The sequence below is a fragment of the Methylobacterium sp. 17Sr1-1 genome, assembly GCF_003173775.1.
Lineage (GTDB): Bacteria > Pseudomonadota > Alphaproteobacteria > Rhizobiales > Beijerinckiaceae > Methylobacterium.
The window spans coordinates 1,771,497-1,798,304 of sequence record NZ_CP029552.1 but is presented as its reverse complement, the minus strand read 5'-3'; the positions used below and the strand labels follow the sequence as shown (position 1 = coordinate 1,798,304).

General features: G+C 70.8%; 26 protein-coding genes. 17 read left to right on the top strand and 9 right to left on the bottom strand.

The features are described from left to right. Positions 1–127: 127 nt before the first annotated feature. From nfi to DK412_RS08030, 4 genes are all read right to left on the bottom strand, one after another. A complete protein-coding gene (gene nfi, locus DK412_RS08045; RefSeq protein ID WP_109971528.1) occupies positions 128–793 on the bottom strand; it encodes a deoxyribonuclease V in 666 nt (221 codons plus the stop codon). Then, positions 793–1,890, bottom strand: a complete 1,098-nt coding sequence (gene ychF / locus DK412_RS08040; protein WP_109971527.1) for a redox-regulated ATPase YchF — start codon at positions 1,888–1,890, stop codon at positions 793–795. Before ychF ends, nfi begins: the two co-directional genes overlap by 1 nt. A gap of 68 nt (positions 1,891–1,958) precedes the next feature. Then, entirely contained in the window at positions 1,959–2,570 is a 612-nt protein-coding gene (gene pth, locus DK412_RS08035) for an aminoacyl-tRNA hydrolase (protein WP_109971526.1), read from the bottom strand. A 91-nt stretch (positions 2,571–2,661) separates the two neighbouring features. After that, positions 2,662–3,342 carry a 50S ribosomal protein L25/general stress protein Ctc gene (locus tag DK412_RS08030; protein WP_109971525.1) on the bottom strand — a complete coding sequence of 227 codons (681 nt, stop codon included), beginning with the start codon at positions 3,340–3,342 and terminating at the stop codon, positions 2,662–2,664. A 295-nt stretch (positions 3,343–3,637) separates the two neighbouring features. Here DK412_RS08030 and DK412_RS08025 point away from each other — a divergent pair, with 295 nt between their 5' ends. After that, positions 3,638–4,180 carry a TIGR02281 family clan AA aspartic protease gene (locus DK412_RS08025; RefSeq protein WP_109971524.1) on the top strand — a complete coding sequence of 181 codons (543 nt, stop codon included), beginning with the start codon at positions 3,638–3,640 and terminating at the stop codon, positions 4,178–4,180. A gap of 182 nt (positions 4,181–4,362) precedes the next feature. On the opposite strand, the gene DK412_RS08020 is transcribed toward DK412_RS08025, so the two are convergent. From DK412_RS08020 to DK412_RS08010, 3 genes are all read right to left on the bottom strand, one after another. Beyond that, positions 4,363–5,031 (bottom strand): TadE/TadG family type IV pilus assembly protein, encoded by a 669-nt coding sequence (locus DK412_RS08020; protein ID WP_245447479.1) that lies wholly within the window; start codon positions 5,029–5,031, stop codon positions 4,363–4,365. Between the two features lie 83 nt (positions 5,032–5,114). After that, the gene (locus DK412_RS08015; protein WP_245447477.1) at positions 5,115–5,624 is read right to left on the bottom strand and encodes a TadE family protein; all 510 of its coding nucleotides are present in this window, start codon (positions 5,622–5,624) and stop codon (positions 5,115–5,117) included. Between the two features lie 206 nt (positions 5,625–5,830). After that, positions 5,831–6,316, bottom strand: a complete 486-nt coding sequence (locus DK412_RS08010; RefSeq protein ID WP_109971522.1) for a pilus assembly protein N-terminal domain-containing protein — start codon at positions 6,314–6,316, stop codon at positions 5,831–5,833. Between the two features lie 287 nt (positions 6,317–6,603). On the opposite strand from DK412_RS08010, the gene DK412_RS08005 reads away from it, so the two are divergent. The 9 genes from DK412_RS08005 (at position 6,604) to DK412_RS07965 (ending at position 16,188) form a co-directional block, all read left to right on the top strand. Further along, positions 6,604–6,768 (top strand): Flp family type IVb pilin, encoded by a 165-nt coding sequence (locus DK412_RS08005; RefSeq protein ID WP_109971521.1) that lies wholly within the window; start codon positions 6,604–6,606, stop codon positions 6,766–6,768. A 264-nt stretch (positions 6,769–7,032) separates the two neighbouring features. Then, positions 7,033–7,539 carry a prepilin peptidase gene (locus DK412_RS08000; protein ID WP_109971520.1) on the top strand — a complete coding sequence of 169 codons (507 nt, stop codon included), beginning with the start codon at positions 7,033–7,035 and terminating at the stop codon, positions 7,537–7,539. Between the two features lie 266 nt (positions 7,540–7,805). Then, complete coding sequence (cpaB, locus tag DK412_RS07995; RefSeq protein WP_109971519.1) at positions 7,806–8,615, top strand: Flp pilus assembly protein CpaB; 810 nt, start codon at positions 7,806–7,808, stop codon at positions 8,613–8,615. Positions 8,616–8,749: 134 nt separating this feature from the next. Then, entirely contained in the window at positions 8,750–10,213 is a 1,464-nt protein-coding gene (locus tag DK412_RS07990; RefSeq protein WP_109975130.1) for a type II and III secretion system protein family protein, read from the top strand. A gap of 71 nt (positions 10,214–10,284) precedes the next feature. Beyond that, positions 10,285–11,001: a CpaD family pilus assembly protein gene (locus tag DK412_RS07985; protein WP_245447475.1), complete on the top strand. Its 717-nt coding sequence runs from the start codon at positions 10,285–10,287 to the stop codon at positions 10,999–11,001. Between the two features lie 117 nt (positions 11,002–11,118). Then, positions 11,119–12,366, top strand: coding sequence for an AAA family ATPase (locus DK412_RS07980; RefSeq protein WP_109971517.1), 1,248 nt, complete (start codon positions 11,119–11,121; stop codon positions 12,364–12,366). A 56-nt stretch (positions 12,367–12,422) separates the two neighbouring features. Beyond that, complete coding sequence (locus tag DK412_RS07975; protein ID WP_109971516.1) at positions 12,423–13,901, top strand: CpaF family protein; 1,479 nt, start codon at positions 12,423–12,425, stop codon at positions 13,899–13,901. A 151-nt stretch (positions 13,902–14,052) separates the two neighbouring features. After that, entirely contained in the window at positions 14,053–15,018 is a 966-nt protein-coding gene (locus DK412_RS07970) for a type II secretion system F family protein (protein WP_109971515.1), read from the top strand. A gap of 207 nt (positions 15,019–15,225) precedes the next feature. Further along, positions 15,226–16,188 carry a type II secretion system F family protein gene (locus DK412_RS07965; protein ID WP_109971514.1) on the top strand — a complete coding sequence of 321 codons (963 nt, stop codon included), beginning with the start codon at positions 15,226–15,228 and terminating at the stop codon, positions 16,186–16,188. A 3-nt stretch (positions 16,189–16,191) separates the two neighbouring features. On the opposite strand, the gene DK412_RS07960 is transcribed toward DK412_RS07965, so the two are convergent. Next, a complete protein-coding gene (locus tag DK412_RS07960; protein ID WP_109971513.1) occupies positions 16,192–17,529 on the bottom strand; it encodes an LLM class flavin-dependent oxidoreductase in 1,338 nt (445 codons plus the stop codon). Between the two features lie 120 nt (positions 17,530–17,649). Between DK412_RS07960 and DK412_RS07955 the strand changes: the two genes are divergently transcribed. The 4 genes from DK412_RS07955 (at position 17,650) to DK412_RS07940 (ending at position 22,396) form a co-directional block, all read left to right on the top strand. Beyond that, positions 17,650–18,471, top strand: a complete 822-nt coding sequence (locus tag DK412_RS07955; protein WP_109971512.1) for an NADPH-dependent oxidoreductase — start codon at positions 17,650–17,652, stop codon at positions 18,469–18,471. 113 nt (positions 18,472–18,584) lie between these two features. Further along, positions 18,585–19,751: a cystathionine gamma-synthase gene (metB, locus tag DK412_RS07950; RefSeq protein WP_109975129.1), complete on the top strand. Its 1,167-nt coding sequence runs from the start codon at positions 18,585–18,587 to the stop codon at positions 19,749–19,751. A 61-nt stretch (positions 19,752–19,812) separates the two neighbouring features. After that, complete coding sequence (locus tag DK412_RS07945; RefSeq protein WP_109971511.1) at positions 19,813–21,153, top strand: LLM class flavin-dependent oxidoreductase; 1,341 nt, start codon at positions 19,813–19,815, stop codon at positions 21,151–21,153. Between the two features lie 76 nt (positions 21,154–21,229). Beyond that, entirely contained in the window at positions 21,230–22,396 is a 1,167-nt protein-coding gene (locus DK412_RS07940) for an L-dopachrome tautomerase-related protein (protein WP_109971510.1), read from the top strand. Between the two features lie 310 nt (positions 22,397–22,706). Here the strand turns inward: DK412_RS07940 and DK412_RS07935 are convergent, their stop codons facing one another. Next, on the bottom strand, positions 22,707–23,732 hold the full coding sequence (locus DK412_RS07935) for an SDR family oxidoreductase (RefSeq protein ID WP_109971509.1): 1,026 nt from the start codon (positions 23,730–23,732) through the stop codon (positions 22,707–22,709). 178 nt (positions 23,733–23,910) lie between these two features. Here DK412_RS07935 and DK412_RS07930 point away from each other — a divergent pair, with 178 nt between their 5' ends. The 3 genes from DK412_RS07930 to DK412_RS07920 are packed head-to-tail and all read left to right on the top strand — an operon-like array spanning position 23,911 to position 26,439. Then, positions 23,911–24,852 carry an ABC transporter substrate-binding protein gene (locus DK412_RS07930; protein ID WP_109971508.1) on the top strand — a complete coding sequence of 314 codons (942 nt, stop codon included), beginning with the start codon at positions 23,911–23,913 and terminating at the stop codon, positions 24,850–24,852. Positions 24,853–24,871: 19 nt separating this feature from the next. Further along, entirely contained in the window at positions 24,872–25,645 is a 774-nt protein-coding gene (locus tag DK412_RS07925; protein ID WP_109975128.1) for an ABC transporter permease, read from the top strand. Continuing rightward, the gene (locus tag DK412_RS07920; RefSeq protein WP_109971507.1) at positions 25,645–26,439 is read left to right on the top strand and encodes an ABC transporter ATP-binding protein; all 795 of its coding nucleotides are present in this window, start codon (positions 25,645–25,647) and stop codon (positions 26,437–26,439) included. The genes DK412_RS07925 and DK412_RS07920 overlap by 1 nt, the downstream gene beginning before the upstream one ends. Positions 26,440–26,808: the final 369 nt, after the last annotated feature.

Below are 26,808 nucleotides of genomic sequence, written 5' to 3'. Positions count from 1 at the left end.
ACACGAAGGGCCCGTCGAGGCCACCGGCCTGGGTCACACCCTCGATGTCATCCCGGGGGCCGCCGCAGGCGGGAACCCGGGATGACGCGGAGGGTATGAATGGGGCTCGCCAACTTGGACAGACGTCTCAGGAAAACGCTCCCGCCGCCTTGTGGGCGAGGCGGATCGGCTCGGGCAGGCGGAATTTCGGCGCGCAGGCGAGCACCAGGGCGACGCTCGTCGGGATGTCGGCGAGGTGGCCCGGCGAGATGAACAGCGGGTGCTTCCCCGTGCGGGTGCGGACGACCGCGCCGATGGTCTCACCCTTGTCGACCAGCGGCTGGTGGGCGCCCTTCTCCTCCTCGAGAGGCGCATTGCGGCCGCAGAGCCGGGTCTTGCCGACGCCGATCGTCGGACGTTGCAGCCACAGGCCCATATGGCTGGCGATGCCGATGCGGCGCGGATGCGCCGTGCCCATGCCGTCGAACAGGAAGACGTCCGGCTCGGAGGCGAGCCGCCCGAACGCCTCCTCCAGCACCGGGCCCTCGCGGAAGCTGAGCAGGCCCGGCACGTAGGGGAACGGCGTCGGCATCAGGGCCGTCACGGTCTCGACCACCCGGAAATCCGGATAGGTCGCGACCACGATCGCCGCGTGCGAGCGGTCGTTCTTCACGCTGACGTCGACGCCGGCGACGAGCCGCACGGCGTCGAGGTCGAGGGGCCGGTCGGCCACGACCTCGGCGGCGAGCTGGCGCTGGAGTGCCACCGCCTGCGTCGGCGTCAGGTCCCAGCCGTGGCGTCGGACGAGGTCCATCAGGTGTTGAAGCGGAAATGCAGCACGTCGCCGTCCTGCACCAGATACTCCTTGCCCTCGAGCCGGAGCTTGCCGGCCTCGCGGGCCCCCGCCTCGCCCTTCAGCGCCGTGTAGTCCGCATAGGCGATGGTCTCGGCGCGGATGAAGCCCTTCTCGAAGTCGGTGTGGATCACCCCGGCGGCGGCCGGCGCGCGGGTGCCCTTGGTGATCGTCCAGGCCCGGGCCTCCTTCGGCCCGACGGTGAAGTAGGTGATGAGGCCAAGCAGCTCGTAGCCCGCACGGATCACCCGGTTGAGGCCGGGCTCGGTCAGGCCGACCGCCTCCAGGTACTCGACCTGGTCGGCCGGCGGCAGCACCGCGATCTCGCTCTCGATCTTGGCCGAGACCACGACCGCCTTGGCGCCTTCCGCCGCAGCGCGGGCGAAGACGGCGGCCGAGTGGGCGTTGCCGGAATCGGCCGAGCCTTCCTCGACGTTGCAGACGTAGAGCACGGGCTTGGCCGTCATCAGGCCGAGCTGCGAGAACAGGCGCTCCTCCTCGGCCTTGCGCTGGACGAGGCGCGCCGGCTTGCCGTCGCGCAGGAGCGGCAGCGCCCGCTGGACGAGGTCGAGGACTTCCTTGGCCTCCTTGTCGGACCCCTTGGCCTTCTTCTCGAGCGCGACGACGCGCTTCTCGAGGCTGTCGAGATCGGCCAGCATCAGCTCGGTCTCGATCGTCTCGATGTCGGCGATCGGGTCGACCTTGCCCTCGACGTGGGTGACGTCGCCGTCCTCGAAGCAGCGCACGACATGCGCGATGGCGTCGACCTCGCGGATGTTGGCGAGGAACTGGTTGCCCAAGCCCTCCCCCTTCGAGGCGCCGCGCACCAGACCGGCAATGTCGACGAAGGTCAGCCGAGTCGGGATGATCTCCTTCGAGCCGGCGATCCGGGCGAGGTCATCGAGCCGGTCATCGGGCACGCCCACCTCGCCGACATTCGGCTCGATGGTGCAGAACGGGTAGTTCGCCGCCTGCGCCGCCGCGGTCTGCGTCAGCGCGTTGAAGAGCGTCGACTTGCCGACGTTCGGCAGGCCGACGATGCCGCATTTGAAGCCCATCAGATCGTTCCGTTCAGTTCAAGCAGAGCGCCGGCCCGCGGCGTTGTTGGTGGGTTCGGGAGTCGGGGTCAAGCCGGCTTCTCGCCGACGCGCTTCACCTCGTCCCAGCCGCGGCCCGCCATGGCGACGTGGACCTTGTTCTGGAAGCGGGCATCCTCGCCCGCGGCCATCAGCTCGGCGGCGTCGGCCATCGCGTCGCACAGGTCCTCGACCCAGGGCATCTCGGCCTTGGCGAAATCGTTGAGGACGTAGGCGTGGACGAGGGCCTTGTCGCCCGGATGCCCGATGCCGAGGCGGGCGCGCCAGTACTCGTTGCCGCATTGCGCGGTGATCGAGCGCAGGCCGTTATGGCCGGCATTGCCGCCGCCCTTCTTCACCCGGAGCTTGGCGGGGGCGAGGTCGAGCTCGTCGTGGAACACCACCACGGCTTCGAGCGGAATCTTGTAGAAGCGCTGCGCCTCGGCCACCGCCCGGCCGGATTCGTTCATGAAGGTCAGGGGCTTCAAGAGCAGCACGCGCTCAGGCCCGATCACCGCCTCGGTGCAATCGCCCTGGAACTTGCGCCGCCACGGCGCGGCGCGGTGCCGGCGCGCGATCGCGTCGAGCGCCATGAAGCCGATATTGTGCCGGTTGCCCGCGTAGCGAGGCCCGGGATTGCCGAGGCCGACGAACAGACGCATGGCGAAATCAGGCTCCCCGAGAAAAGGGAAACGCCCCGGGTCTCGCGACCGGGGCGTCTCGATGCTGTCGAGAGGTGAGCCGTAAACCGGCTCAGCCCTCCTTGGCCTCGTCGTCCTTGGCGGCCTCTTCGGCGGCCTCGGCGGCCGACTCGGCGCGGGCGGCCTCGGCCACCGCGGCCTCCTCGGCCTCGACCTCGGCGCCGAGCACCGTCGGCGGCACGATCGTGGCGACGACCTCGTCACCGCCGAGCACGAAGGTGACGCCGGCCGGGGCGGGCAGGTCCGAGACGTGGACGGTGTCGCCGATCGCCTTGCCGGTCAGGTCGACGGTGATCGCGTCGGGGATCGACTCGGGGGCGACCTCGACCGCGACGGTGTGGTGCACGACGTTGAGCGTACCGCCCTCCTGCTTGATGCCGGGGGCCGCGTCCTCGTTGGTGAAGTGCACCGGCACCTCGACCTCGATCGACTGGCCGGCGACGACGCGCAGGAAATCGACGTGCAGCGGCACGCCGGTGACCGGGTCGAGCTGGAAGTCGCGCGGGATCGCCCGGACCTTGCGGCCGCCGGCATCGATCTCGAACACGGTGGTGCGGAAGCCGCCGGCGTAGATCAGGGTGCGGGTGCGGATGAGGTCGATGGCGATGGCCTGCGGCGGCTTGTTGCCCCCGTAGATGACGGCCGGCACCTGGCCCTGGCGACGAACGGCCCGGGCGGCCCCCTTGCCGACCCGGTCGCGTGCCACGGCCTCAAGCGGCTTCACGGCGCTCATGGCGTGATCCTTAAATCTCTGGTGTTGCGGATGGCTCAAACGCCGAAGGCCGCCCCCTCGAGGACGGCCCTGTGAACCGACGTCGCCACGCCCGTTCCCGTGACGGGACGATCCGGCCTCCAAGGGTGTCCGGCGGGCGGGGGTGCAGCTAGCAGAGACGGGCCGCGATGGCAAGGTCGTGGTGCGGACGACGCTTCGGCGAGGATAGCCGCGAGTTTCGGGCATCGGCCCGACGGATCCTTAACCGGTCGGGCGCGAGCCTCGGCGCCCGTCTTCCCGATCCCGGAGATCTCCCGTGACGCGCCCGATCCTCTGGGCCATCGGCGTGCTTGCCGGCGCCGCCGTCACCGGCGGATCGATGACCGAGCGCTTCGCCCGGATCGGCCAGGACCAGACTCACGCGCCGGTCCAGGCTCCGGCGCACGATCGCGCTCCCGCCGAGGCGCCCCGGGTCGCGCCGGGCTTCGAATCGCGCGTGACCCTGTCCCAGGACCCGTCCGGCCATTTCCGCGCCCACCCGCAGGTCGAGGGGCAGGTCTTGCGCATGCTGGTCGATACCGGCGCGACGCTCTGCGTCTTCACCCGCGAGGATGCGGACCGGATCGGGCTCGCCGTCGCCGAGCGCGACTTCACCGCGCAGGTCGGCACCGCCAACGGCACCGTGCCGGCGGCGCGTGTGCGGGTGCGCGAGATGCGACTCGGCGGGATCGCGGTGCGCGACGTCGAGGCCCTGGTGCTGCCGCGGGGGCGCCTTGAGACCAGCCTGCTCGGCATGTCGTTCCTGCGCCGCCTGCGCGGGTTCGAGGTCACGGCGGGACGGATGATCCTGCGGGGGTGAGAGGCTGGCCGCACCGACCGGGCGGACCGTCTGCGATGACCCTCTCCCGCCCTGTCCCGGACGGCTGGAACGAAGTGGACGGAGATCCGGGAAAGGGGGGAGGTAATCGAGGCGGATAGGCCACTTTTCCAGCACGACCGCCCACCTTCGGATCTTGTTCTACGACGCGCCCAGACCTCGTCCTAGGTGCTCGGGCAGGCCCCGCCGTTGCTGTTGGAGACGACGGTCGGCAGCACCACCTCCGGGCTCGACGTGACCGAGGCGTTGTAGATCTTGCCGTTGCGCACCGGCCAGATCACGGTCTCGGTCAGGGTGCCGAGGTTGAACCGCCGGGCGAAGCTGGCGGCGAAGACTGGCCGGTAGGCCATCGACAGCTCGACGACGACGTAGCGCGCACCCGCTTTCTTGAAGACGTCCGGCACCGGCGGCAGGTCGGTCGGGCCGGCGGGTCCCGGCGCGGCGGCGTTGCCGGCATCCACCGCGTAGGAGCAGACCCTGGCTCGGCCGGCGGCATCGTAGACCCCGACCGCCTTGGTGGCGATCCGTGCGCCGGCCCCGTCATAGGGCGCCAGCACCGCCCGCCCGGCCTTGGCGATGAGGGCGAACTGGCTCGCCGGAATGTCGCCGCCCTCCCGCGCCACCAGATCGGCCATGGTGCGGGCCGCCAGCGTCACCTTCCGGTAGTTGCTGATGTAGCCGGCGAGATCGGTCGTGCCGAAATAGAGCAGCAGCAGGAGCGGCAGCACCAGCGCGAACTCGACCGCGGCGACGCCGTCCTGCCCGCACCGAAAGCGCGCGAGCGCGTGGTGAAGACTATTCAGGCACGCGAGCGCGTGATGCAAAGTGTCCAAGCGCGCAAGCGCGCGATGCAGGCATCCCGAGCGCGCGGGTCCGGGACGGAGGGCGCCCGGACGGCCCGGAGCCCGCCGGGCGATCACTGGAACGGCTCCGTGCGGAAGGCCACGGTGCTCTGGAGCACCCGCCGGCCGTTCGTCAGCGTGTGCGGGTTGAGGAAGCCGAAGAAGACCGGGAACTCCGCCGCCGCCTGCACGATCACGATCTGGCTCGGTCCGGGCTTCTGGTACCGGGTGCCGAAGTCGCTCCGCCAGGACCGCGCACCGGCATCGACCGGGCTCGCCGGCGTGAAGCTGGCGCCGTCGGCCAGCGCCAGCACGTCGACCTTGATGGTGTTGCAGGAGAAGATCGCGACCCGGCTGGCACAGATCGCGTCCTTGAACTTCCGCAGGGCGACCTGCTGGGTGGTGGTGTCGGGGGGCGGGGGCGGATCCGCCGCGCGGGCGGCCTGGAACTGCCCGGTATAGAGTTGGCGGGCCGCGCCCGAGACGGCGTTGTCGAGGACCTGGCCGGCGAAGAACGCGAGGGCGGTCTCGGTGATCGCCGCGATGAGGAGGAAGAACGGCAGCCCGATCAGCGCGAACTCCACCGCAGTCGCCCCCTCGCGGGCGGACGGAAAGCCGGCGATCCTCGGTCGGATCGCGCTGATCCGGGACCGGAAGCCCGCCGGGACGGTCCGTGGCGGGAGCGGGCGGCGACGGGGCATGGCGCGGCTCAGGTCCGGACCGGCGCTGCGGGCGGGGGCCGGAACGGGTCGGCAACGGGCCCCTGGACGGTCATGCGCAAAGCCGTCGCTCAGCGCGTCGGCGCCGTTCCGCCGGCCGTCGCCAGCGAGTTGCGCTGGCCGGCCTGCCCGCTCACTTCGGAGAAGTAGCGCTGCGCGTCGCCGAGCTGCACCGCCGGCTGGCAGGCGGGCGTACAGGAATAGGATTCGCGTTCGAGCCCGCGCTGCACCGTGATCACCGACGGGTTGCCGGCCCGCACGCTGATCGCCGATTCGGCCAGCATCGTGCCGGCCGCGTCCAGGGCGATCAGGTTGGTGCTGCCGAAGCTCTTGCCGGTCAGGACCACGATGCCGTTCCGCTGCAGCGACACGTCGGCGATGATCGGGTTGCCGACGATCACCGTCGCGGTGCGCTCGGGCAGGCGGATCACCTTGGCGTTGTCGACCGAGACGGTGACGGTGGCGCCGTCGCTCGCCGGCGCGGCGGCGGCCGGCAGCGCGAGGAGCAGGAGGCACGCGGCAAGGCGCGGGACGCTCGGGCGGCGGGGCGGGCTCATCGGCGGAGAGGTCTTTCGGACGCGATCGTGGCTCCCGGCCATCAAGCGTCGGATGGGTTGACAAACCGCTAAGCCTGCTCGGCGGCACCGTCCTGCCCCTGGGGACGGCCGGCGCGCGCCGCCGTCACGCACTCGTTAACCACGGCCGCGATTTCGGATCGATCGACCGGGATCCGCGACCGCTTTAACCCAACCTCAACGGCCGCCGCCTAGCTTGCCGTCAGTCCCGATCGGCGCCAGTCGATTGTCGACGGACTAACCGATACCACTCAGGCGGGAACACAGTTATGATGACCAAGCTGAAGCGTTTCGTCAGCGACGAGTCGGGCGCCACCGCGATCGAGTACGGCCTGATCGCGACCCTGATCGCCATCGCGGTGATCGTCGCGGCGAGGGCCGTCGGCAACAACCTGTCCGGCACGTTCAACAACATCGCCGGCAACCTGAAGTAAGACGCGCCGGGCCGACCCGCACCGGGCGGGTCGGCGCGCCCCTTCTCGCGGGCGAGGCGCCGAGCCCGCCTTTAACTCGGCGGCTCGGTCCGCGCATCGCCGCGCGGGTCGCATCCCCCGGAGACCTTCCGGCCGGCCTCCGCGCGCTCCCCGGAGCGGCCGAGGGCGGTTCCTGACGAGCCGGCCGACGGGCACTGCGCTCACCGCCTGCCTGCTTAGCTCCGCCTGCCCCCTCGCCTGCTTCCCTGCCCGCCGCGAGCCCGCATGGTCAGCCTCTGCCTCCTCGTCGTGTTCCCGTTCCTGATGGCCTACGCGGCGGTCAGCGACATCCTGACGATGACGATCCCCAACCGCATCGGCCTCGCCCTGGTCGCCGCCTTCGCGGTGCTGGCCCCGGCCTCCGGGCTCGGCTGGCTCGAGATCGCCGGCCATGTCGGTGCCGGCGCGCTGGTGCTCGCGGTCGGCTTCGTCATCTACCTGCGAGGCGTGATGGGAGCCGGCGACGTCAAGCTGGCGGCGGCGACCACCCTGTGGCTCGGGATCGGGGCGGTACCCGAGTACCTCGTCGCGACCGCCATGTTCGGCGGCCTGATCGCCCTGGGGCTGGTGCTCGTGCGCGGCCACCCCCTCCCCGGCTTCGCGGCGACCTGGCCCTTCGCCCTGCGCCTGCATGACGAGCGCGTCGGCATTCCCTACGGCGTCGCCCTCGCGGCCTCCGCCCTCGTCACCTGCCCCGCCGCGCCGCTGTGGCGGCTGGTGCTGGCGGGCTGACCGCATCCGTCTCGTCGACAATCACGGCCGGGCCGGGTCGCGGCCGGGGATGGGCTTGAAGCCTCCCGGCCGCTCGCGCGTGTCCGCACCCCTGCTCCCGGTCGTCGTGCCGCTCCACGCCTCCGCCCTTGGGGTTTTCCGAACGCCCGTCCGCCCGGTACCGCTTCGTTAACCCTAAGGGCTATTAACCTTAATTTGAGGAATCCATGGTGGAGTCCGGTCATGGGCGGCCTCCCGCCCTGCCGTTTCCTCTCCTTTGGCGCCCCATGAAGTCCTCGCGCTTGCTCCTCATCAGCGTCGCCGCCGTGACCGGCGCAGGGGCCTTCATCGTGATGAGCGGCCGCGAGCCGCCGCCCCCGCCACCGGCCGAGCCGGTCGCCGCGCCCGCCCCCGCCATCGAGATGACGGAGGTGCTGGTCGCCGCTGCCGAGCTGCCGATGGGGCAGTCGCTCAAGCCGGCGGACCTGCGCTGGCAGCCCTGGCCAAAGGGCGCGGCGAGCGACAGCACGCTCCAGCGCGCCAGCGCGCCGACGGCGCTCGAGGACACGGTGGGGTCGATCGTGCGCAGCCCGTTCCTGTCTGGCGAGCCGATCCGGCGCGAGAAGCTGATCAAGGCCAACGGCAGCGGCTTCCTGTCGGCGATCCTGCCCGCGGGGATGCGCGCCGTCGCGATCTCGATCGATGCCCGCGGATCGAACACCGCCGGCGGCTTCATCCTGCCGAACGACCGGGTCGACGTGCTGCGCATCGCCCGGGACGAGGACGCGGCGCGCGCCGGCGGGGGCGACGCCCAGACCGCCGAGACCATCCTGACCAACATCCGGGTCCTGGCGGTCGGCCAGACCGTGCAGGAGCGCAACGGCGAGCGGGTGGTCACCGGCGACACCGCGACGCTCGAGCTCACCCCGGCCCAGGCCGAGACCGTGACCCTGGCCCAGAAGGTCGGCCAGCTCTCCCTCACCCTGCGCAGCCTCGCCGATGCCGGGCAGGTCGCCCAGGCCGCACAGGAGCCGCAGGCCGAGTCCGGCGTCACGATCGTGCGCTACGGCGTCACCAAGCAGATGCCCCGCCGATGAGCCCGCGCCCGTCCCGCCTCGACCGCGCGAGCGGTTCCCGCCCCGCGAGCCCCCGTTCCATGACGATGTCCGAGCCTCCCCCGGCGGTCCTGCGGGCCGCGGCCGCCGCCCTCCGCGCCGCCCTGTGCTCGGCGATGATCACCGGTGCTATGGCCGTCACGGCGGCCGGGCCCGCCGCCGCGATCGAGGGGCTGGGTCTGCGCGGGACGGTCCAGCGCGGCGGCCTCGCGCCGGCGCCGGTCGTGAATGTCGGGCCCAACGAGGCCGACGTGTCGCGCCGCATCGACCTCACCATGGGCCGGTCGCTGGTGATCGACCTGCCGCGGGACGCCAAGGAGGTGTTCGTCGCCAACCCCAAGGTGGCGAACGCCGTGGTGCGCTCGACCCGCAAGGTGTTCATCATCGGCATCGAGAACGGCGCCACCTCGATCTTCGTGATGGACGGCGACGGGCGCCAGATCGCCGCCCTCGACGTCACGGTCGGGCGTGACCTCAACGTGCTGCGCCAGACCCTGGCCGCCAGTCTCCCGAACGGCCGCTTCGACGTGCGGCCGGCGGGCGATTCGGTGCTGCTCACCGGCTCGGTCGCCTCGGCGGCGGAGGCCCAGCAGGCCGTCGACATCGCCAACGCCTTCGTGGGCACCGGCGGGGCCGGCGCGCCGACCCGCGGCGCGGTGATCAACAACCTGACGATCCGCGGCAAGGATCAGGTGATGCTGCGCGTCACCGTGGTCGAGGTGTCGCGCCAGGTGCTCAAGCAGTTCGGCGTCAACCTGAACGCCAGCTGGAGCACGATGAATTTCGTCAACGGCGTGCCGTTCCCGCTCACCGGCGGCTCCTTTCCGGCGGGCAACGGGATCACCGGCAAGGCCACCTCCGGCGGCTTCTCGCTGCAGGCCAACCTGCGCGCCTTCGAGCAGGCCGGGGTGTCGCGGATCCTGGCCGAGCCGACCCTGACGGCGATCTCCGGCGAGGCGGCGAACTTCACCGCCGGCGGCGAGATCCCGGTCCCGACCAGCCAGAGCTGCTCGGCGGTGCTCGCCTCGAACTCCTCGAATTGCTCGGTCGGCATCGAGTACAAGCCCTACGGCGTCGCGCTGAACTTCACCCCCGTGGTCCAGTCCGAGAACCGGATCTCGATCCGGGTCGGCACCAACGTCACGGAGCTCGATCCGCAGAGCGCGGTGCCGGTCTCGAACGGCAACAACACCATCTCGGTGCCGGGCCTCACGGTGCGCAAGTCCGAGACGACGATCGAGCTGCCCTCGGGCGGGACGATGATGATCGCGGGCCTGATCCAGCAGCGCAACCGCCAGGCGATCAGCGGCCTGCCGGGCCTGCTCAACCTGCCGGTCCTCGGCGCCCTGTTCCGCTCCCGCGACTACCAGCGCCAGGAGACGGAGCTGATGATCATGGTCACGCCCTACGTCGCCAAGCCGATGGACCCGGCCCAGGTCAGGAAGCCCGACGACGGCTTCACCGAGTCGACCGACAGCCAGGCGATCGTGCTCGGGCGCCTGAACCGCCTCTACGGCACGGTCGGCGGCGCCCCCCTCGCCTCCGGCTATCGCGGCCGGGTCGGCTTCATCACCGACTGACGGCAGCGCGCCCCCGGGCCGCCGGGGAGACATCGCCGAGACTCAAAGACTTCGTCGAGACCATGCCCGCGATGACCCGCATTGCCCTTCGCCTGACGCTCCTCGCCGCCACGGCCGGCCTCGCGGCCTGCGCCGCCGACCGCCGGCTCACCACGGGCTCGACCTACCCGGCGACGGTTCCCGAGCGGCACCCGATCGTCCTGTCGGATTCGCCCCGCAACCTCGACGTGTTCGTGACCGGGACCGGGCACATCGACCCGCGCCAGGCCGACGACGTCGACGCGTTCCTCACCGAGTACCGCCGCTACGGCCGCGGCGTGCTGGTCCTGGAGGTTCCGCGCGGCTCGCAGGTGCCCGGCGGCGCGGTGGAGCGCACCCTCGAGCGGGTCCGCGCCCGGGCGGTCGCCTGGGGCGTCGGCCCGCGGGAGATCGTCGTCGCGCCCTATCCGGTCGCCAACGTCGCGGTGAGCGCGCCCGTGCGCCTCAGCTTCCAGCGCATGCAGGCCAAGGTGGCCGGCTCCTGCGGGCTGTGGCCGCAGGATCTCGGCGTCACGAATGCGGGCTTCAACGCGCGCAACGAATCCTACTGGAACTTCGGCTGCGCCACCCAGGCGAACATCGCGAGCCAGATCGTCGACCCGGTCGACCTCGTGCGCGGCCGCCAGGAGGGCCGGATCGATACGGTGATCCGGACCCAGAACCTGACCGACCTGCGCACCGGAAAGGATCCATCAACCAGTTGGAAGCAGGATGGCCGCGCCAGCGTGAAGAACCAGGTGGGGCAGTGATGACGACGCGCCGGACGAGAGTCTCAGCCGCGACGGGGCGCACCGGCGCCGGCCGGGCCCGGTCCGGCGAGGGACGGCGTCCCGCGCCGGGAGCCGCCTCGCGGGGAGCGACGCGCCATGTCTGAGCCGAGCGGCGAGCCCGCCGGCCGGGTCATCACCCCGGTTCCCCGCATCACCGTGCAGGCCTTCTGCGAGTCCGGCGAGGTCGCGGCGGTGATCGAGGCGGCCGCCGGCGACCGGCGGATGCAGAAGGCGCATACGCGCGTCCAGATGGGCGGCGCGCCCGCCGCCGTCGAGGCCTATCGCGGCGCGCCGACCCCGAACGTCCTCATGGTGGAGCTCGGCGCGTCCCGGGGCAACCCGCTCGCCGCCCTCGACAGCCTGGCCGAGGTCTGCGATTCCGGCACCAAGGTGGTGGTGGTCGGCCACGTCAACGACGTCGTGCTCTACCGCGAGTTCATCCGCCGCGGCGTGAGCGAGTACCTGATCGCGCCGATCGATCCCGTCACGGTGATCGCGGCGATCTCCGAGCTGTTCTGCGATCCCGCCGCCGAGCCCCTGGGGCGGACCATCGCGGTGGTCGGCGCCAAGGGCGGCGTCGGTGCCTCGACGCTCGCCCACAACATCGCCTGGGCGGTGGCCCGCGACTACGCCACCGCGACGGTGATCGCCGACCTCGACATCGCCTTCGGCACCGCGGGGCTCAACTTCAACCAGGACCCGCCGCAGGGGGTGGCCGAGGCGGTGTTCGCGCCCGACCGGGTCGACGCGAACTTCGTCGACCGGCTCCTGTCGAAATGCACCGACAACCTGAGCCTGCTCGCCGCGCCCGCGACCCTCGACCGCCCGACCGACTTCGTCGAGGGCGCCTTCGACGGGGTGATCGACGTCCTGCGGACGAGCGTGCCCTGCATCGTGCTCGACGTGCCGCATGCCTGGTCGGCCTGGTGCCGGCGGATGCTGATCGGCGCCGACGAGATCGTGGTAGTGGCCGGCCCCGACCTCACCTCGCTGCGCAACGCCCGCAACCTGTTCGAGGTGCTGCGGCAGTCGCGGCCGCACGACCGCATGCCGCGCCTCGTCCTCAACGGGGTCGGGATGCCCAAGCGCCCCGAGATCGCCGTGGCGGAATTCGCCAAGGCCCTCGACGCGCCGGTGGCCGCCACGGTGCCGTTCGAGCCCGCCCTGTTCGGCACCGCGGCCAATAATGGCCAGATGCTGGCCGAGGTGCAGCCCGGCGCCAAGGTCACGGAGACCTTAAGCGAGCTCGCCGGATCCCTCACGGGCCGCGCCGAGATCCGCCGCGGCCGCGGGAACATCCTGGAACCGCTGCTGGCCCGGCTCGCCCGCCGCAAGGCGTCGTGAGCCTCTCCCCTCCCGCCCCGTCCCGTCGCCCGTTTCCGAGAAGGTGTCGCTGATCCATGTTCGGCAGGAGACCCGGAGCGACCGCGCAGAAGGCGCCGGCCCCGCGCCCCGCCGGCCCCGCCCCGGTGCTCACCGAGGCGGCCGCGCCGGTCTTCCAGGACGGCAAGCGGGCCGAGACCGCCCCGCTGAACGCCTCCCTCGCCGCCTCCCGCGAGGCCCCGGTGCCCGTGGAGAACGGCCGCTCCGACGAGTATTACCGCACGAAGAGCATGATCTTCGGCGCGCTGATCGAGGCGATCGACCTCACCCAGCTCGCCCGGCTCGAGCCGGACGCGGCGCGGGAGGAGATCCGCGACATCGTCATCGAGATCATCGGCCTCAAGAACGTCGTGATGTCGATCGCCGAGCAGGAGGAGCTGCTCGACGACATCTGCAACGACGTGCTCGGCTACGGGCCGCTGGAGCCCCTGCTCGCCCGCGACGACATCGCCGACGTGATGGTGAACGGCGCCAACCGGACCTACATCGAGGTCGGCGGCAAGATCCAGATGACCGCGGTGCGCTTCCGCGACAATCAGCAATTGATGAACATCTGCCAGCGGATCGTCAGCCAGGTCGGCCGCCGGGTCGACGAATCCTCGCCGATCTGCGACGCCCGCCTGCCGGACGGATCGCGCGTCAACGTGATCGCGCCGCCGCTCGCCATCGACGGCCCGGCGCTCACCATCCGCAAGTTCAAGAAGGACAAGCTCACCCTCGACCAGCTCGTGCGCTTCGGCTCGATCTCGCCCGAGGGCGCCAAGATTCTGCAGATCATCGGGCGGGTGCGCTGCAACGTGGTGGTCTCGGGCGGCACCGGCTCGGGCAAGACCACGCTTCTCAATTGCCTCACCCGCTACATCGACGACGACGAGCGCATCATCACCTGCGAGGACGCGGCCGAGCTGCAATTGCAGCAGCCGCACGTCGTGCGCCTCGAGACGCGGCCGCCGAACCTCGAGGGCCAGGGCGCGGTCTCGATGCGCGACCTGATCAAGAACTGCCTGCGCATGCGGCCCGAACGGATCATCGTCGGCGAGGTGCGCGGGCCGGAGGCCTTCGACCTCCTCCAGGCGATGAATACCGGCCATGACGGTTCGATGGGTACGCTGCACGCCAACTCGCCGCGCGAGTGCCTGGGCCGCATCGAGTCGATGATCTCGATGGGCGGCTTCAGCCTGCCCTCCAAGACCCTGCGCGAGATGATCGCCGGGTCGATCGACGTCGTCGTCCAGGCCGCCCGCCTGCGCGACGGGTCGCGGCGCATCACCCACATCACCGAGGTGATGGGGATGGAGGGCGACGTCATCACGACCCAGGACCTGTTCGTCTACGACGTCGTCGGCGAGGACCAGAACGGCAAGCTGATCGGCCGCCACCGCTCGACCGGCATCGGCCGGCCGCGCTTCTGGGAGCGGGCGCGCTACTACGGCGAGGACCGGGCGCTCGCCGCCGCCCTCGACGCCGCCGAGGTGCGCGTGGAGGAGACGGCATGACGTCCCGCGACGCGGTGGGGCGCGTTCCGGCCCGAGCATTGTCCGGCGAAGTGGACACCGGTTCGTCGAAGACAATGCGGCAAAGTCAAAGACCCGGAGCCCCCTTCGATCGCAACGCGATCGAAGGGGGCTCTGCTGGAGGGCGGGGGTGATGGACGTCGAGGCGGTGATCGCGGCGGGCCTGCTCGCGGCAAGCGCGGCGGCGCTCGCCTCCGCCGTGGTGGTACCGCTCCTGCCGAGCGAGGCCCGGGCTGCCAAGCGCCAGCAATCCCTGGTCGGCCAGCGCCAGGCGGTCGAGCGCGTCCAGGCGGTGAGCCGGCGCGACCAGGTGGCCAAGAGCCTGAAGGAGATCGAGGACAAGGAGAAGAAGAGCCGCGTCAGCCTCGAATTGCGGCTGACCCAGGCGGGGCTGTCGATCTCCAAGGTCCAGTTCTGCGTGTTCAGCGCGCTCGGCGGCCTCTTCGTCGGCGTCTTCGGCCTGCTGATGAGCGGCGACCTGCTGATGGCGGCCGGCCTCGCCTTCGCGGCGGGCCTCGGCGTGCCGCGCTGGCTGCTCTCCTACCTGCGCCAGCGCCGGATGACCCGCTTCATCCTCGAACTGCCCAACGCCATGGACGTGATCGTGCGCGGCATCCGCTCCGGCCTCCCCGTCGGCGACTGCCTGCGCATCATCGCCCGCGAGGCCCGGGAGCCGGTCAAGGGCGAGTTCCGGGCGATGATCGAGGCCCAGGCGCTGGGCATCTCGCTCGGCGATGCGGTCGGGCGCCTCTACGAGCGGATGCCGGTGCCGGAGGCGAATTTCTTCGCCATCGTGATCGGCATCCAGCAGAAATCCGGCGGCAACCTGTCGGAGGCCCTGGGCAACCTCTCGCGGGTGCTGCGCGACCGGCGCAAGATGGCCGACAAGGTCAAGGCGGTGAGCATGGAGGCCAAGGCCTCGGCGGCGATCATCGCCTCGCTGCCCTTCGTGGTCGGCCTCCTCGCCTACGTCACCAGCCCCGACTACATCTCGCTGCTCTGGACCACCACGATCGGCCACGTGGCGCTGGCCTGCTCCGCCGTGTGGATGCTCATCGGCGTGTTCGTGATGAGCAAGATGATCCGCTTCGACATCTGATACCAATGGCCCCGTCGATCTCGAGCAAGCCCGAGATCGACGGGGCCATTGATCCATCTCGAATTTTCGATGCCAAGCCAGAGGCTTGACGAAAATTCGAGAGCAGAACCAAAGGTCGTTTTCAACGGCCGTTGGTATGAGCGCGGCGCCGTTCCGGACCCGCCTTCCCGACACTTCCGGCATCCCCGACGCTCCAGGAGGCGGCGCATGCAGTTCCTGTATCAGCTGGCCGATCCATACCTCCTCGGCGCGGCCCTCGCGGCGGTGGCGGCGGCGGCCACAGTCTTCACCCTGGCCCAGGCGCTGCTGGAGCCCGACCGGCTCCGCCACCGCCTCAAGGCGGTGGGCAAGGAGCGCGACCGCATCCGCCTGCGCGAGCGCGAGCGCCTGAACCAGAAGGCGTCCTTGCGCCAGGAGCCCAAGGCCTACATGAAGCGCGTGGTCGAGCGCCTGCGCCTCGACGACTGGCTCGGCACCGAGAACGCCAAGAACAGCCTGATGATGGCGGGCTATCGCGGCCCGCAGGCCGAGATCGCGTTCCTGTTCTTCCGCCTGGTGATGCCGATCGCCTTCTTCGTCCTGTCGGTGTTCTACCTGTTCGTGATCGAGGTGGTGGACCAGCCGGCGCTGATCCGCTTCGGAATGGTGGTGGTGGCGGTCTATCTCGGCATCAAGGCGCCGGAGGTCTTCCTGCGCAACCAGACCTCCAAGCGCCGGGCGGTGATCCAGCGCAACTGGCCGGACACGCTCGACCTCCTGCTGATCTGCGTCGAATCCGGCATGGCGATCGAGGCGGCGTTCCGGCGCGTCGGCGTCGAGATCGCCAACCAGTGCATGACGCTGGCCGAGGAGATGGCGCTCACCACCGCCGAACTGGCCTATCTCACCGACCGGCGCGTCGCCTACGAGAACCTCGCCCACCGCACCGGGCTCGAATCAGTCAAGAACGTCACCACGGCGCTGATTCAGGCCGAGCGCTACGGCACCCCGATCGGCCAGGCCCTGCGGGTGCTGGCCCAGGAGAGCCGCGACCAGCGCATGAACGAGGCCGAGAAGAAGGCCGCCGCCCTGCCGCCGAAGCTCACCGTGCCGATGATCCTGTTCTTCCTGCCGGTGCTGTTCGTGGTGATCCTCACCCCCGCCATGGTGCAGGTGTTCAGTTCGAAGTAGGTCTCACCCGCCCGCCCCGGCGAAGAACCGGTTCTCCGGCCGGGGCAGGCCGAGATGCTCGCGCAGGGTCGTGCCCTCGTACTCGGTGCGGAACAGGCCGCGGCGCTGCAGCTCCGGCACCACCTTGCGGGTGACGTCCTCGAGCCCCTGCGGCACATCCGAGACCATGACGTTGAAGCCGTCGCTCGCCCCGGCCTCGAGCCAGGCCTGCATCTCGTCGGCGATGGTCTCGGGCGTGCCGACCATCGCGAGGCCCGCATAGCCGCCGAGGCGCTGCGCCAGCTGGCGGACGGTCAGGCCCTCGCGGCGCGCCAGCGTGATCGCCCGCTCGCGCCCGGTCTTCGACTGATTGCTCTCCGGGATCTCCGGCAGCGGACCGTCGGGATCGAAGGCCGAGGCATCGACGCCGAGCGCGATCGACAGGGCGGCGATGGCGCTCGCCTCGTGCACCAGGCCGTCGAGATGCGCGCGCTTCTCGCGCGCCTCCTCCACCGAGTCGCCGACCACCACGAAGCAGGCCGGCAGGATCTTGAGATGGTCGGGATCGCGGCCCGCCGCGACCATGCGGCCGCGCACGTCCTCGGCGAATCGCCGCCCGTCCTCGAGGCTGGCGGCGGCCCCGAAGATCACCTCGGCGGTCTCGGCGGCGAGCTGGCGCCCGGCCTCGGACGCGCCCGCCTGCACGATCACCGGCCAGCCCTGGACCGGCCGGGCGACGTTGAGGGGTCCGCGCACCGAGAGGTGGGGTCCCTGGTGGTCGAGGACGTGCATCTTGTCGGGGTCGAAGAAGATCCCGCTCGCGACGTCGCGCAGGAAGGCGTCGTCGGCGAATGAATCCCACAGGCCCTTCACCACCGTGACGAATTCGTGCGCCCGGTCGTAGCGGTCGGCGTGCTCGGGATGGTGCTCCAGGCCGAAATTCTTCGCGGCATCCGGGTTCGAGGTCGTCACCACGTTCCAGCCGGCGCGGCCGTTGCTTAGGTGATCGAGCGAGGCGAAGCGCCGGGCGACGTGGAACGGCTGGTCGTAGGTGGTCGAGGCCGTGGCGACGAGCCCGATCCGCTCGGTGACCACGGCGAGCGCCGGCAGCAGCGTCGCGGGATCGAACGAGGTCACGGTGGCCGAGCGCTTGAGCGCCTCGACCGGCATGTTCAGCACCGCGAGGTGATCGGCCATGAAGAAGGCGTCGAACTTCGCCGCCTCCAGCTCGCGCGCGAACCGGGCGAGGTGGCGAAAATTGAAGTTGGCGTCCGGCAGGCCGCCCGGATAGCGCCACCAGGCGGTGTGGATGCCGACCGGGCGCATGAAGGCGCCGAGATGAAGCCTGCGGTGTCGCGCCATGTCGGGCTCCCCGTGCTGGCCCGTGCGGCCGCGCCGCCCCGATCTGGGATCGCCGCCCTGGTTAGTCAATGAAGTTCGTGTACTACTCCGCCCGGGGCAGCGGGAACGGGCGAGGGTCGCATGAGCGAGACGGGACGGGGCGACGCCCTGAGGGCGCGGTACGGCGCGGAGACGGCCCTCGACATCGCCTGGAACGAGGTCATCGCGGGCCTCCTCGCCCACCGCACGGTGCGGGCGTTCCGGCCCGACCCGCTCCCCGACGGCACCCTGGAAACGCTCGTCGCCGCGGCGCAATCGGCGCCGAGCTCGTCCAACCTCCAGACCTGGAGCGTCGTCGCGGTCGAGGATCCGGCAACGAAGCGCCGCTTGTCCGAGGTGGCGCGCGGCCAGCGCCACGTCGTCGAGGCGCCGCTGGTCCTGGTCTGGCTCGCCGACCTGTCGCGCCTCGGCGCGCTCGGGCGCGACCGGGACGCGCCGACGGAGGGGCTCGACTACCTCGAGATGCTGATGGTCGGCGTGGTCGATGCCGCGCTCGCGGCCCAGAACGCCACCGTGGCGCTCGAATCCCTCGGCCTCGGCTCGGTCTATATCGGGGCCCTGCGCAACGATCCGGAGGCGGTGGCCGACCTCCTCGGCCTGCCGCCGAACGTGCTGGCGGTGTTCGGCCACTGCGTCGGCTGGCCCGATCCAGAGCGGCCGGCCGCGGTCAAGCCGCGCCTGCCGCAGGAGGTGGTGCTGCATCGCGGCCGCTACGATCCCGCCCTCGCGGGCGGTCCGATCGCGGCCTACGACGCCGCGATGGTCGGCTTCCAGGCCGGGCAGCGGATGCCGGAAGTCGGCTGGAGCGGGGCCGCGCTCGAGCGGGTGCGCGGGCCCGGCTCGCTCAGCGGCCGCGATCGCCTGCGCGGCATCCTGGAGCGCCGCGGCTTCGGGCTGAAATAGCACTTCTATTCGCCGCTCCGAACGCTTTTTCGTTGATCGTCCGTTTCGTTCTTCATAAAGAACGAAACGGACGCAGCGCGCGAGCGGGAGAGAACGACGTGCCCGATCAGGACTTGGCGAACGAGCACAGGCGGGCGGAGACGATCGCCGCCGCGAACGGGATCGGGACGGACACGGCCTTCGGCGCGGTGACCCCGCCGCTCTACCTCTCGACGACCTACACCTTCGCGGAGTTCGAGAAGGCCCGGGCCTACGACTATGCCCGCCTCGGCAACCCGACCCGCGACCAGCTCGCCGATACCCTGGCGAAGCTGGAGGGCGGCGCCCGCGCGGTGGTGATGTCCAGCGGCATGGCGGCCCTCGACCTCGCCCTCTCCCCCTTGCGCCCCGGCGACCTCCTGGTGGCGCCGCACGATTGTTACGGCGGCACCCACCGGCTGCTGTCGATGCGCGCGGCGCGGGGCCACTACCGCGTCGCCTTCGTCGACCAGACCGACGAGGGGGCGCTGAGGGCCGCGCTCAGTGAAGGCGCCCGGATCGTCCTCACCGAGACGCCCAGCAACCCGCTGATGCGCATCACGGATGTCCGCCGCGTGGCCGCGCTCGCCAAGGCGGCGGGTGCGCTGTTCGTCGTCGACAACACCTTCCTGTCCCCGGCTTTGCAGCAGCCGCTGGCGCTCGGGGCCGACCTCGTCGTCCACTCGACCACCAAGTTCATCAACGGCCATTCGGACGTGATCGGCGGCGCGGTGATCGCCGCCGACGCCGCCCTGGGCGACGAGCTCGCCGCCTGGGCCAACACCGTCGGGGTCACCGGCTCGCCCTTCGACGCCTACCTCACCCTACGCGGCGTGCGCACGCTGTTTCCCCGCATCGAGCGCCAGAGCCGCAACGCCGCGGCGGTCGCCGCCTTCCTCGACGCGCATCCGGCGATCGCCCGCGTCTACTATCCGGGCCTGGAAGGCCATCCCGGCCACGCCGTCGCCAAGGACCAGCAGCGCGGCTTCGGGGCGATGCTGAGCGCCGAGCTCGCCGGCGGGCGCGAGGCGGTGCGCCGGCTCGTCGGGGCGCTCCGGATCTTCAGCCTGGCCGAGTCCCTCGGCGGGGTCGAGAGCCTGATCGCCCACCCGGTGACCATGACCCACGCGGCGATGGACCCGGAGGCCCGGGAGCGGGCCGGCGTCGGCGACGGGCTGGTGCGGCTCTCGGTCGGGCTGGAGGCGGAGGAGGATCTTCTGGGAGACCTAGCCCGGGCGCTCGACGCGGTCGCGCGAGGGTGACGGGCAGATCGCGCGCCCGGCGCTAGATCCGACGACAGGGTCCCGATACCTCGGGGGAGCGATGACTGACGGTACGATGCGCCTCGGCGCCTTCTTCTACGCCACCGGCCACCACGTCGCCGGTTGGCGCCACCCGTCGAGCGAGGCCGATGGCGGCCTTGTCCTCGACCGCTATGTCGGCTGGGCCAAGCGGGCGGAAGCGGCGAAGTTCGACCTGATCTTCCTCGAGGACGGCACCGGCATCCGCGACGCCGACCTGCGCTCGAGCGAGCGCACCGCCCGCTCGGCGCATTTCGAGCCCGTCACCCTGCTCTCGGCGCTCGCTGCGGTCACGAGCCGGATCGGCCTCGTCGCCACCACCTCGACGAGCTTCAACGAGCCCTACAACGTCGCCCGCCGCTTCGCCTCCCTCGACCACCTCAGCGGCGGCCGGGCCGGCTGGAACCTCGTCACCTCCGCCACCGACCTCGAAGCGGCGAATTTCGGCAATGACCGGATCGCCCGCCACGCCGACCGCTACGAGCGGGCGGAGGAGTTCGTCGACGTGGTGCTGGGTCTCTGGAACACCTGGGACGACGACGCGGTCGTGATCGACAAGGCGTCGGGCCAGTTCTCGAAGCCCGACGGCTTCCGGCCCCTCGACCATCACGGCACGCATTTCGAGGTCCGCGGCCCGCTCAACATCCCGCGCACGCCGCAAGGCCAGCCGGTGCTGGTCCAGGCCGGCTCGTCGGGGCCGGGCCGGGACCTGGCGGCACGCACCGCCGAGATCGTGTTCACGGCCAACCAGACCCTCGACGAGGCGGTGGACTTCGCCCGCGACCTGAAAGGCCGCATGGCCCGCTTCGGCCGCTCCCCCGACGACCTCAAGGTGATGCCGGGGCTCTTTCCGGTCGTCGGCCGCACCGAGTCGGAGGCGCGGGACAAGTTCGAGGAGCTGCAGGCGCTGATCGACCCGGTGGTGGGGCTGGCGCTCTTGAGCCGCATGGTCGGCCACGACCTCTCGGGCTTCGATCCCGAGGGCCCGGTGCCGGAGCTGCCCGCGACCGAGGGCGGAAAATCGCGCCAGCAGCTGATGCTGGATCTCGCCCGCCGCGAGGGCCTGACGCTCCGCCAGCTCTACCTGCGCATCGCCGGCGCCCGGGGCCACTCGCAGATCGTCGGCACGCCGGCGCAGATCGTTGACGAGATGGAGGCGCGGTTCCGCGCCGGGGGCGCCGACGGCTTCAACATCATGCCCCCGACCCTGCCGGGCGGGCTCGACGACTTCATCGAGCTGGTCCTGCCGGAACTGCGCCGCCGCGGCCTGTTCCGTGACCAGTACGAGGGCCGCACCCTGCGCTCCCATCTCGGCTCGCGCCCGCCCGCCGGCTACGGGCCGGGGCGGACGACCACAGGGTAAAAATGCTCCCCGGGACCTTGGCGGGGTTCCGCTGCGTTCACCGTCCGGGCGACCGCCCGGACGGAGAGTTGTTTCGATGTTGCACCCTACCGGCGCCCGCCTCGGGCTCGCCCTGCTTCTCCTGGCCGGCGCCGCGCCGGCGGCCCTGGCGCAGGGAGCGAGCCCCCGCCTCGACAAGGTCGCGAGCTTCGACCATCAGGTCACCGGCGTCACGGTGGCACGCGACGGCCGGATCTTCGTCAACTTCCCGCGCTGGAGCGAGGATGCCCCGGTCTCGGTGGCCGAGCTGAAGGACGGCAAGCCGGTGCCCTATCCGGATGCCGGCTGGAACTCCTGGCGCAACGCCAAGCAGGACGAGATCGACCCCAGGACCCACTTCGTCTGCGTGCAGAGCGTGGTGGCCGACGCCCAGGATCGACTCTGGGTGGTGGATGCCGCCGCCCCCGCGATGGGGGCGGTGATCAAGGACGGGCCGAAGCTCGTCGGCATCGATCTCAAGACCAACCAGGTGGTCAAGACGATCCCGTTCGACGCGAGCACCGTGCTGCAGGCCTCCTACATCAACGACGTGCGGATCTCGCCGGACGGCAAGACCGCCTACCTCACCGATTCCGGCGCCGAGGGCGCCCTGATCGTCGTCGACCTCGACGGCGGGGCGGCGCGGCGCGTCCTCTCCGGCCATCCCACGACCATGCCGGACAAGAGTGTGACCGTGACCGCCGACGGCCAGCCGCTGCGCCGGCCGGATGGGCGCGGCGTCAGCTTTTCGGCCGACGGCATCGCGCTCTCCCCCGATGGCAAGACGCTGTACTGGCAGGCGATCAAGGGCAAGACGCTCTACAGCCTGCCGACCGACGCGCTGACCGGCTGGGCCACCGCGTCCGTGGTGCCCGAGATGCTGACCGACCGGACGCTGGGCGGCAAGGTCGTCGCGGTCGGCGAGAACGGGCCGGCGGACGGCCTGCTGATCGCGCGCAAGGACGGCCGGATGTACGTGACCTCGCCGCAGGACGACGCGGTCAAGGTGCGCGACCTCGCGCAGGCCGGCGGCGGGCTGACCACCCTGGTCCAGGACAGGCAGCTGCGCTGGCCCGACACCTTCAGCGAGGGACCGGACGGCACGATCTACGTCACCACCTCGCACATCCAGGATTCGGCCGACTACAAGCCCGGCGCCCCGATCAGCCTGCCGACGGAGCTGTGGGCGATCCGCACGGGGCCGGGGGCGGGACCCGTGCGGTGATGCGTATCTGCCCCCCCTCTGCGGCAGGGTCTTTCGGGGAAAACCCTTTAGAATCAACCGCGGGATCCCCTCTCCCGAGTGGGAGAGGGGTAGGGGCGATCGAAGATCGCGCAGGGTGGCTCGGTTCAGGATAAACTGCCAACGGTCGAGCTGCGCAGCTCGACGGTTCAGGGTCATTGCGGAAGCCGAGCCACCCTCACGCGGGATCTTCGATCCCCCCAGCCCCTCTCCCAAACGGGAGAGGGGGGACCTGCGCTCGTTCTTTTCCTGGACAGCCCGGCTTCTACGGGGGAGGGTTCGGGTGCCGGCCTCATCCGCCGATGCGTGACGGCTGCCCGCTCCGCCGGGCCGCCGCCAGCGCGCTCCCGCCGATCAGCCCGGCTGCGGCGATCAGCCCGATATGCAGCCACATCGGATCCGCCGCGACGACGCTCCCTTTCGCCCGGTCGTCGAACCGCCCGCGGGCGCCGTGGTCCCGCCGGGCATCGACCGGCTCGAACAGGTTGTCGGGCCGGCCGCGTTCGGCGGCCTGCGCGGTCATCTCGCCGCGATAGCCGTGGCGGGCGAGGTAATGGTCGCTGAAGGCAGGCGCGGCCTGCGCGCCGAAGATCGCGAGCCAGGACGGGGTGCCGATCCAGAGTTCGCGCGGCGCGTCGTGGGCGGCGCGCACGATCTCCTCGGCGATCGCCTCGGGCTGGAAGATCGGTGGCACAGGCTGCAGTTTGCGCGGCAGGCGCGAGCGGGCCCAGTCGAATTGCGGCGTGTTCACCGCCGGCAGCTGCACCATGGTCAGCCGGATCCGGCTGCGGTGGTGCAGCAACTCGGTGCGCAGGCTGTCGACGAAGCCGCGCACCGCCGACTTGGCGGCGCAATAGGCCGATTGCAGCGGGATCGACCGGTAGGCGAGCGCCGAGCCGACATGCACGATGGTGCCGCGATCCGACGCCTTCATGTGGCGCAGGGCGGCGAGCGTGCCGTGGACCTGGCCGAGATAGGTGACCTCGGTGACGCGCCGGAACTCCTCCGGGCTCGTGTCCGCCACCTCGGCGTAGACCGTCACCATCGCGTTGTTGACCCAGACGTCGATGCCGCCGAATTCCTGCGCGAAGGCGTCCGCCGCCCGGTCGAGAGCCGCCGGGTCGGCGACGTCGGCGCGGTAGCCGAGCGCCTGGCCGCCGACCGCCCGCACCTCCTCGACCGCCGCCTCGATCCCGGCCCGGCCCCGCGCGACGATGCCGACGTTCCAGCCCCGGCGCCCGAAGGCGACCGCGACGGCGCGCCCGACGCCGGCGCTGCCGCCGGTCACCACGACGGTGGGACGCGTTGTTCCGCTCATGCGACTGCTCCTTACGCGACTCTCGCGTCAGCCCCGACAACGCGCGCGGCGGCGTTCGGGTGCAGGGGGCGGAAAGCGCAGGGGATGTGCCGGATCGGCGGGCAGGCTGCCCGCTATTATGTCTATACACAAAGGCTGGGCGACGGTACGACAGGCGAGGCTCAGGCGGGAGGGGACGATGAGGGCGGTTGCCGCAGGTTTGGTGGGAGCAGTCGCGCTGGTGCTGCCGGTGCAGGCTCAGGAGACGAAGGTAACGGTCGGCCTCAGCGGCTGGACCGGCTTCGCGCCCCTGACGCTCGCCAAGGAAGCCGGCATCTTCAAGAAGAACGGCCTCGACGTCTCGCTGAAGAAGATCCCGCAGGCGAGCCGCCACCTCGCGATCCGCTCCGGCGACGTGCAATGCGCCGCCACCACGGTCGAGACCTGGGTGGTGTGGAACGCCAACGGCGTGCCGACGAAGCAGATCTTCCAGCTCGACAAGTCCTACGGCGCCGACGGGCTGGCCGTCCGCAACGACGTCGCGGCGATCAAGGATCTGAAGGGCAAGACCGTGGCGGCCTCGGTGCCCGGCACCGCGCCGTATTTCGGCCTCGCCTGGATGCTCAAGGCCAACGGCCTGTCGCTCAAGGACGTGAAGGTCGTCAACCTCGAGCCGGGACCGGCCGCGCAGGCCTTCATCGCCGGCCAGAACGACGCCGCGATGACCTACGAGCCCTATCTGTCGTCGGTGCGCGCCGCGCCGCAGGCCGGCAAGATCATCGCCACCACCCTCGACTACCCGATGGTGATGGACACCTTCGGCTGCACCCCCGACTTCCTCGACCAGAACCCGAAGGCCGCGAAGGCGCTCGCCGACAGCTACTTCGAGGCGCTCGACATGATCGCCAAGGATCCCCAGAAATCCTACGAGATCATGGGCGCCGACGTGAAGCAGACCGGCGAGGCCTTCGGCAACTCGGCAAAGTTCCTGCGCTGGCAGGATCGCGCCGCCAACAAGGCGTTCTTCAACGGCGAGATCCAGAAGTTCTCCGAGCAGGCGGCCGACCTGCTGCTCGAGATCGGGGTGATCCGGCAGAAGCCCGACATCGCCGGGCTCTCCGACGGCCGCTACGTGCAGTGAGGCGTTCGGAGTGAGGCACCTGCGTCCGCTGCAGCCGGTCGGCGGGCCGGCGAAGGTCGTCTTAGGACTGAGCTTCTTCGTGCTGTTCGTGGCGGCCTGGGCCGCCGCGACCCTCGGGGGGCTCGTCCCGAAGACATTCCTGGCCGATCCGGTCACGATGGTCCAGGACGGCTGGCTGCTGCTGACCCGGTTCGACTTCCTGTCGGATATCGGCGTCACGGTGTGGCGGGTGGTCGGCGGCTTCCTGCTCGCCTGCCTGGTGGCGGTGCCGCTCGGCGTGATGATGGGCGCCTACAAGCCGGTCGAGGCGTTCTTCGAACCGTTCGTGTCCTTCGCCCGCTACCTGCCGGCCTCGGCCTTCGTGCCGCTCTTGATCCTGTGGGCCGGCATCGGCGAGACGCAGAAGCTCCTCGTGATCTTCATCGGCTCGGTGTTCCAGCTGATCCTGATGATCGCGGTCGCGGTCGGCAACGTCCGGCGCGACCTCGTCGAGGCAGCCTACACGCTGGGGGCCAGCGACACCGGCATCATCCGCCGGGTGCTCCTCCCGGCGACCGCCCCGGAGATCGCCGAGATCCTGCGCCTCGTGCTCGGCTGGGCCTGGACCTACGTCATCGTCGCCGAGCTGATCGGCTCCTCGTCGGGCATCGGCCACATGATCATCGAGAGCCAGGCGCTGCTCGCCACCGGCCAGATCATCTTCGGCATCATCGTCATCGGGCTGATCGGCCTCGTCTCGGACTTCCTGTTCAAGGCGGCCAACCGGCTCCTGTTTCCCTGGAAGCTCGCCTGATGCGGGACAGTATCGAGGTCGCGGTCGAGGGGGTGTCGCGGACCTTCCCCGGCCACCGCGGCGCCAAGCCCGTGCAAGCCCTCAGCCCCACCGACCTCACGGTGGCGAAGAACGACTTCATCACCATCCTCGGGCCCTCGGGCTGCGGGAAGTCGACGCTCTTGCGCATCATCGCCGGGCTCGACCGGCCGAGTGCCGGCCGCGTCCTGGTCGAGGGGCGCGAGGTGCGCGGGCCCGGCCCCGACCGGGGCATGGTGTTCCAGTCCTACACCCTCTTTCCCTGGCTGACGGTGGCGGAGAATATCGGCTTCGGCCTGCGCGAGCGCGGCGTGCCGATCAACCAGCGCCGCGAGACCGTCGCGGCCTATCTCGACAAGGTGGGCCTGCGCGGCTTCGAGGGGCACTACCCCAAGCAGCTCTCCGGCGGCATGCAGCAGCGCACCGCCATCGCCCGGGCGCTCGCCAACGACCCCGCCATCCTGCTCCTCGACGAGCCGTTCGGCGCGCTCGACAACCAGACCCGCGGGCTGATGCAGGAACTCCTGCTCGGCATCTGGGAGCGCGAGCGCAAGACCGTGATCTTCGTCACCCACGACATCGAAGAGGCGATCTTCATGGCCTCGCGGGTGATCGTGATGACCGCCCGCCCCGGGCGGATCAAGGCCGACGTGCCGGTCGATCTCGGCCATCCGCGCCACTACACGATCAAGACGAGCCCCGAGTTCTCGCGGCTGAAGGCGCAGCTCACCGAGGAGATCCGGGCCGAGGCGGTGCTGGCGGCGCGGGAGCATTGAGGACTTAAGCCTAGCGGCCTCGGCTGACCTCGTTCTCCCGCGTCAGGCCAGGGCGGTCACCTCCGTTGCAAGCAGAAGCCGGATCAAGAACTCTCCCCCTTTCCCGGACGACTGAAGCGAAGCGGAAGGAGATCCGGGATCCAGCGCGAAAAGTCGCGAAGCGTCCGCATGTCTGCAACGTTACAAAGATAGAGCCGCTACGCGGCACTTCTTCCGCTGGATCCCGGATCTCCTTCCGCTGACGCTCCAGTCGTCCGGGAAAGGGCGGTGGCTCATGATGCGTGGTCGAGCCGTTCGGCTTGGCGGCGCCCTCAAAATCCCCTCCCGCCCCGCTCGAATCCCCCGCCGCATGTTCTAACTGCACCCCCT

Bases quoted from the DNA above. Each gene is read 5' to 3' on its own strand.
- DK412_RS08005 (WP_109971521.1), top strand. From the start codon at position 6,604: ATGATGACCAAGCTGAAGCGTTTCGTCAGCGACGAGTCGGGCGCCACC.
- DK412_RS07965 (WP_109971514.1), top strand. From the start codon at position 15,226: ATGCAGTTCCTGTATCAGCTGGCCGATCCATACCTCCTCGGCGCGGCC.
- DK412_RS08000 (WP_109971520.1), top strand. From the start codon at position 7,033: ATGGTCAGCCTCTGCCTCCTCGTCGTGTTCCCGTTCCTGATGGCCTAC.
- cpaB (WP_109971519.1), top strand. From the start codon at position 7,806: ATGAAGTCCTCGCGCTTGCTCCTCATCAGCGTCGCCGCCGTGACCGGC.
- nfi (WP_109971528.1), bottom strand. From the start codon at position 793: ATGGACCTCGTCCGACGCCACGGCTGGGACCTGACGCCGACGCAGGCG.
- DK412_RS07920 (WP_109971507.1), top strand. From the start codon at position 25,645: ATGCGGGACAGTATCGAGGTCGCGGTCGAGGGGGTGTCGCGGACCTTC.
- DK412_RS07935 (WP_109971509.1), bottom strand. From the start codon at position 23,732: ATGAGCGGAACAACGCGTCCCACCGTCGTGGTGACCGGCGGCAGCGCC.
- DK412_RS07960 (WP_109971513.1), bottom strand. From the start codon at position 17,529: ATGGCGCGACACCGCAGGCTTCATCTCGGCGCCTTCATGCGCCCGGTC.
- DK412_RS07930 (WP_109971508.1), top strand. From the start codon at position 23,911: ATGAGGGCGGTTGCCGCAGGTTTGGTGGGAGCAGTCGCGCTGGTGCTG.
- ychF (WP_109971527.1), bottom strand. From the start codon at position 1,890: ATGGGCTTCAAATGCGGCATCGTCGGCCTGCCGAACGTCGGCAAGTCG.
- pth (WP_109971526.1), bottom strand. From the start codon at position 2,570: ATGCGTCTGTTCGTCGGCCTCGGCAATCCCGGGCCTCGCTACGCGGGC.
- DK412_RS07940 (WP_109971510.1), top strand. From the start codon at position 21,230: ATGTTGCACCCTACCGGCGCCCGCCTCGGGCTCGCCCTGCTTCTCCTG.
- DK412_RS07970 (WP_109971515.1), top strand. From the start codon at position 14,053: ATGGACGTCGAGGCGGTGATCGCGGCGGGCCTGCTCGCGGCAAGCGCG.
- DK412_RS07985 (WP_245447475.1), top strand. From the start codon at position 10,285: ATGACCCGCATTGCCCTTCGCCTGACGCTCCTCGCCGCCACGGCCGGC.
- DK412_RS07955 (WP_109971512.1), top strand. From the start codon at position 17,650: ATGAGCGAGACGGGACGGGGCGACGCCCTGAGGGCGCGGTACGGCGCG.
- DK412_RS08010 (WP_109971522.1), bottom strand. From the start codon at position 6,316: ATGAGCCCGCCCCGCCGCCCGAGCGTCCCGCGCCTTGCCGCGTGCCTC.
- DK412_RS07975 (WP_109971516.1), top strand. From the start codon at position 12,423: ATGTTCGGCAGGAGACCCGGAGCGACCGCGCAGAAGGCGCCGGCCCCG.
- DK412_RS07990 (WP_109975130.1), top strand. From the start codon at position 8,750: ATGATCACCGGTGCTATGGCCGTCACGGCGGCCGGGCCCGCCGCCGCG.
- DK412_RS07980 (WP_109971517.1), top strand. From the start codon at position 11,119: ATGTCTGAGCCGAGCGGCGAGCCCGCCGGCCGGGTCATCACCCCGGTT.
- DK412_RS07945 (WP_109971511.1), top strand. From the start codon at position 19,813: ATGACTGACGGTACGATGCGCCTCGGCGCCTTCTTCTACGCCACCGGC.
- DK412_RS08030 (WP_109971525.1), bottom strand. From the start codon at position 3,342: ATGAGCGCCGTGAAGCCGCTTGAGGCCGTGGCACGCGACCGGGTCGGC.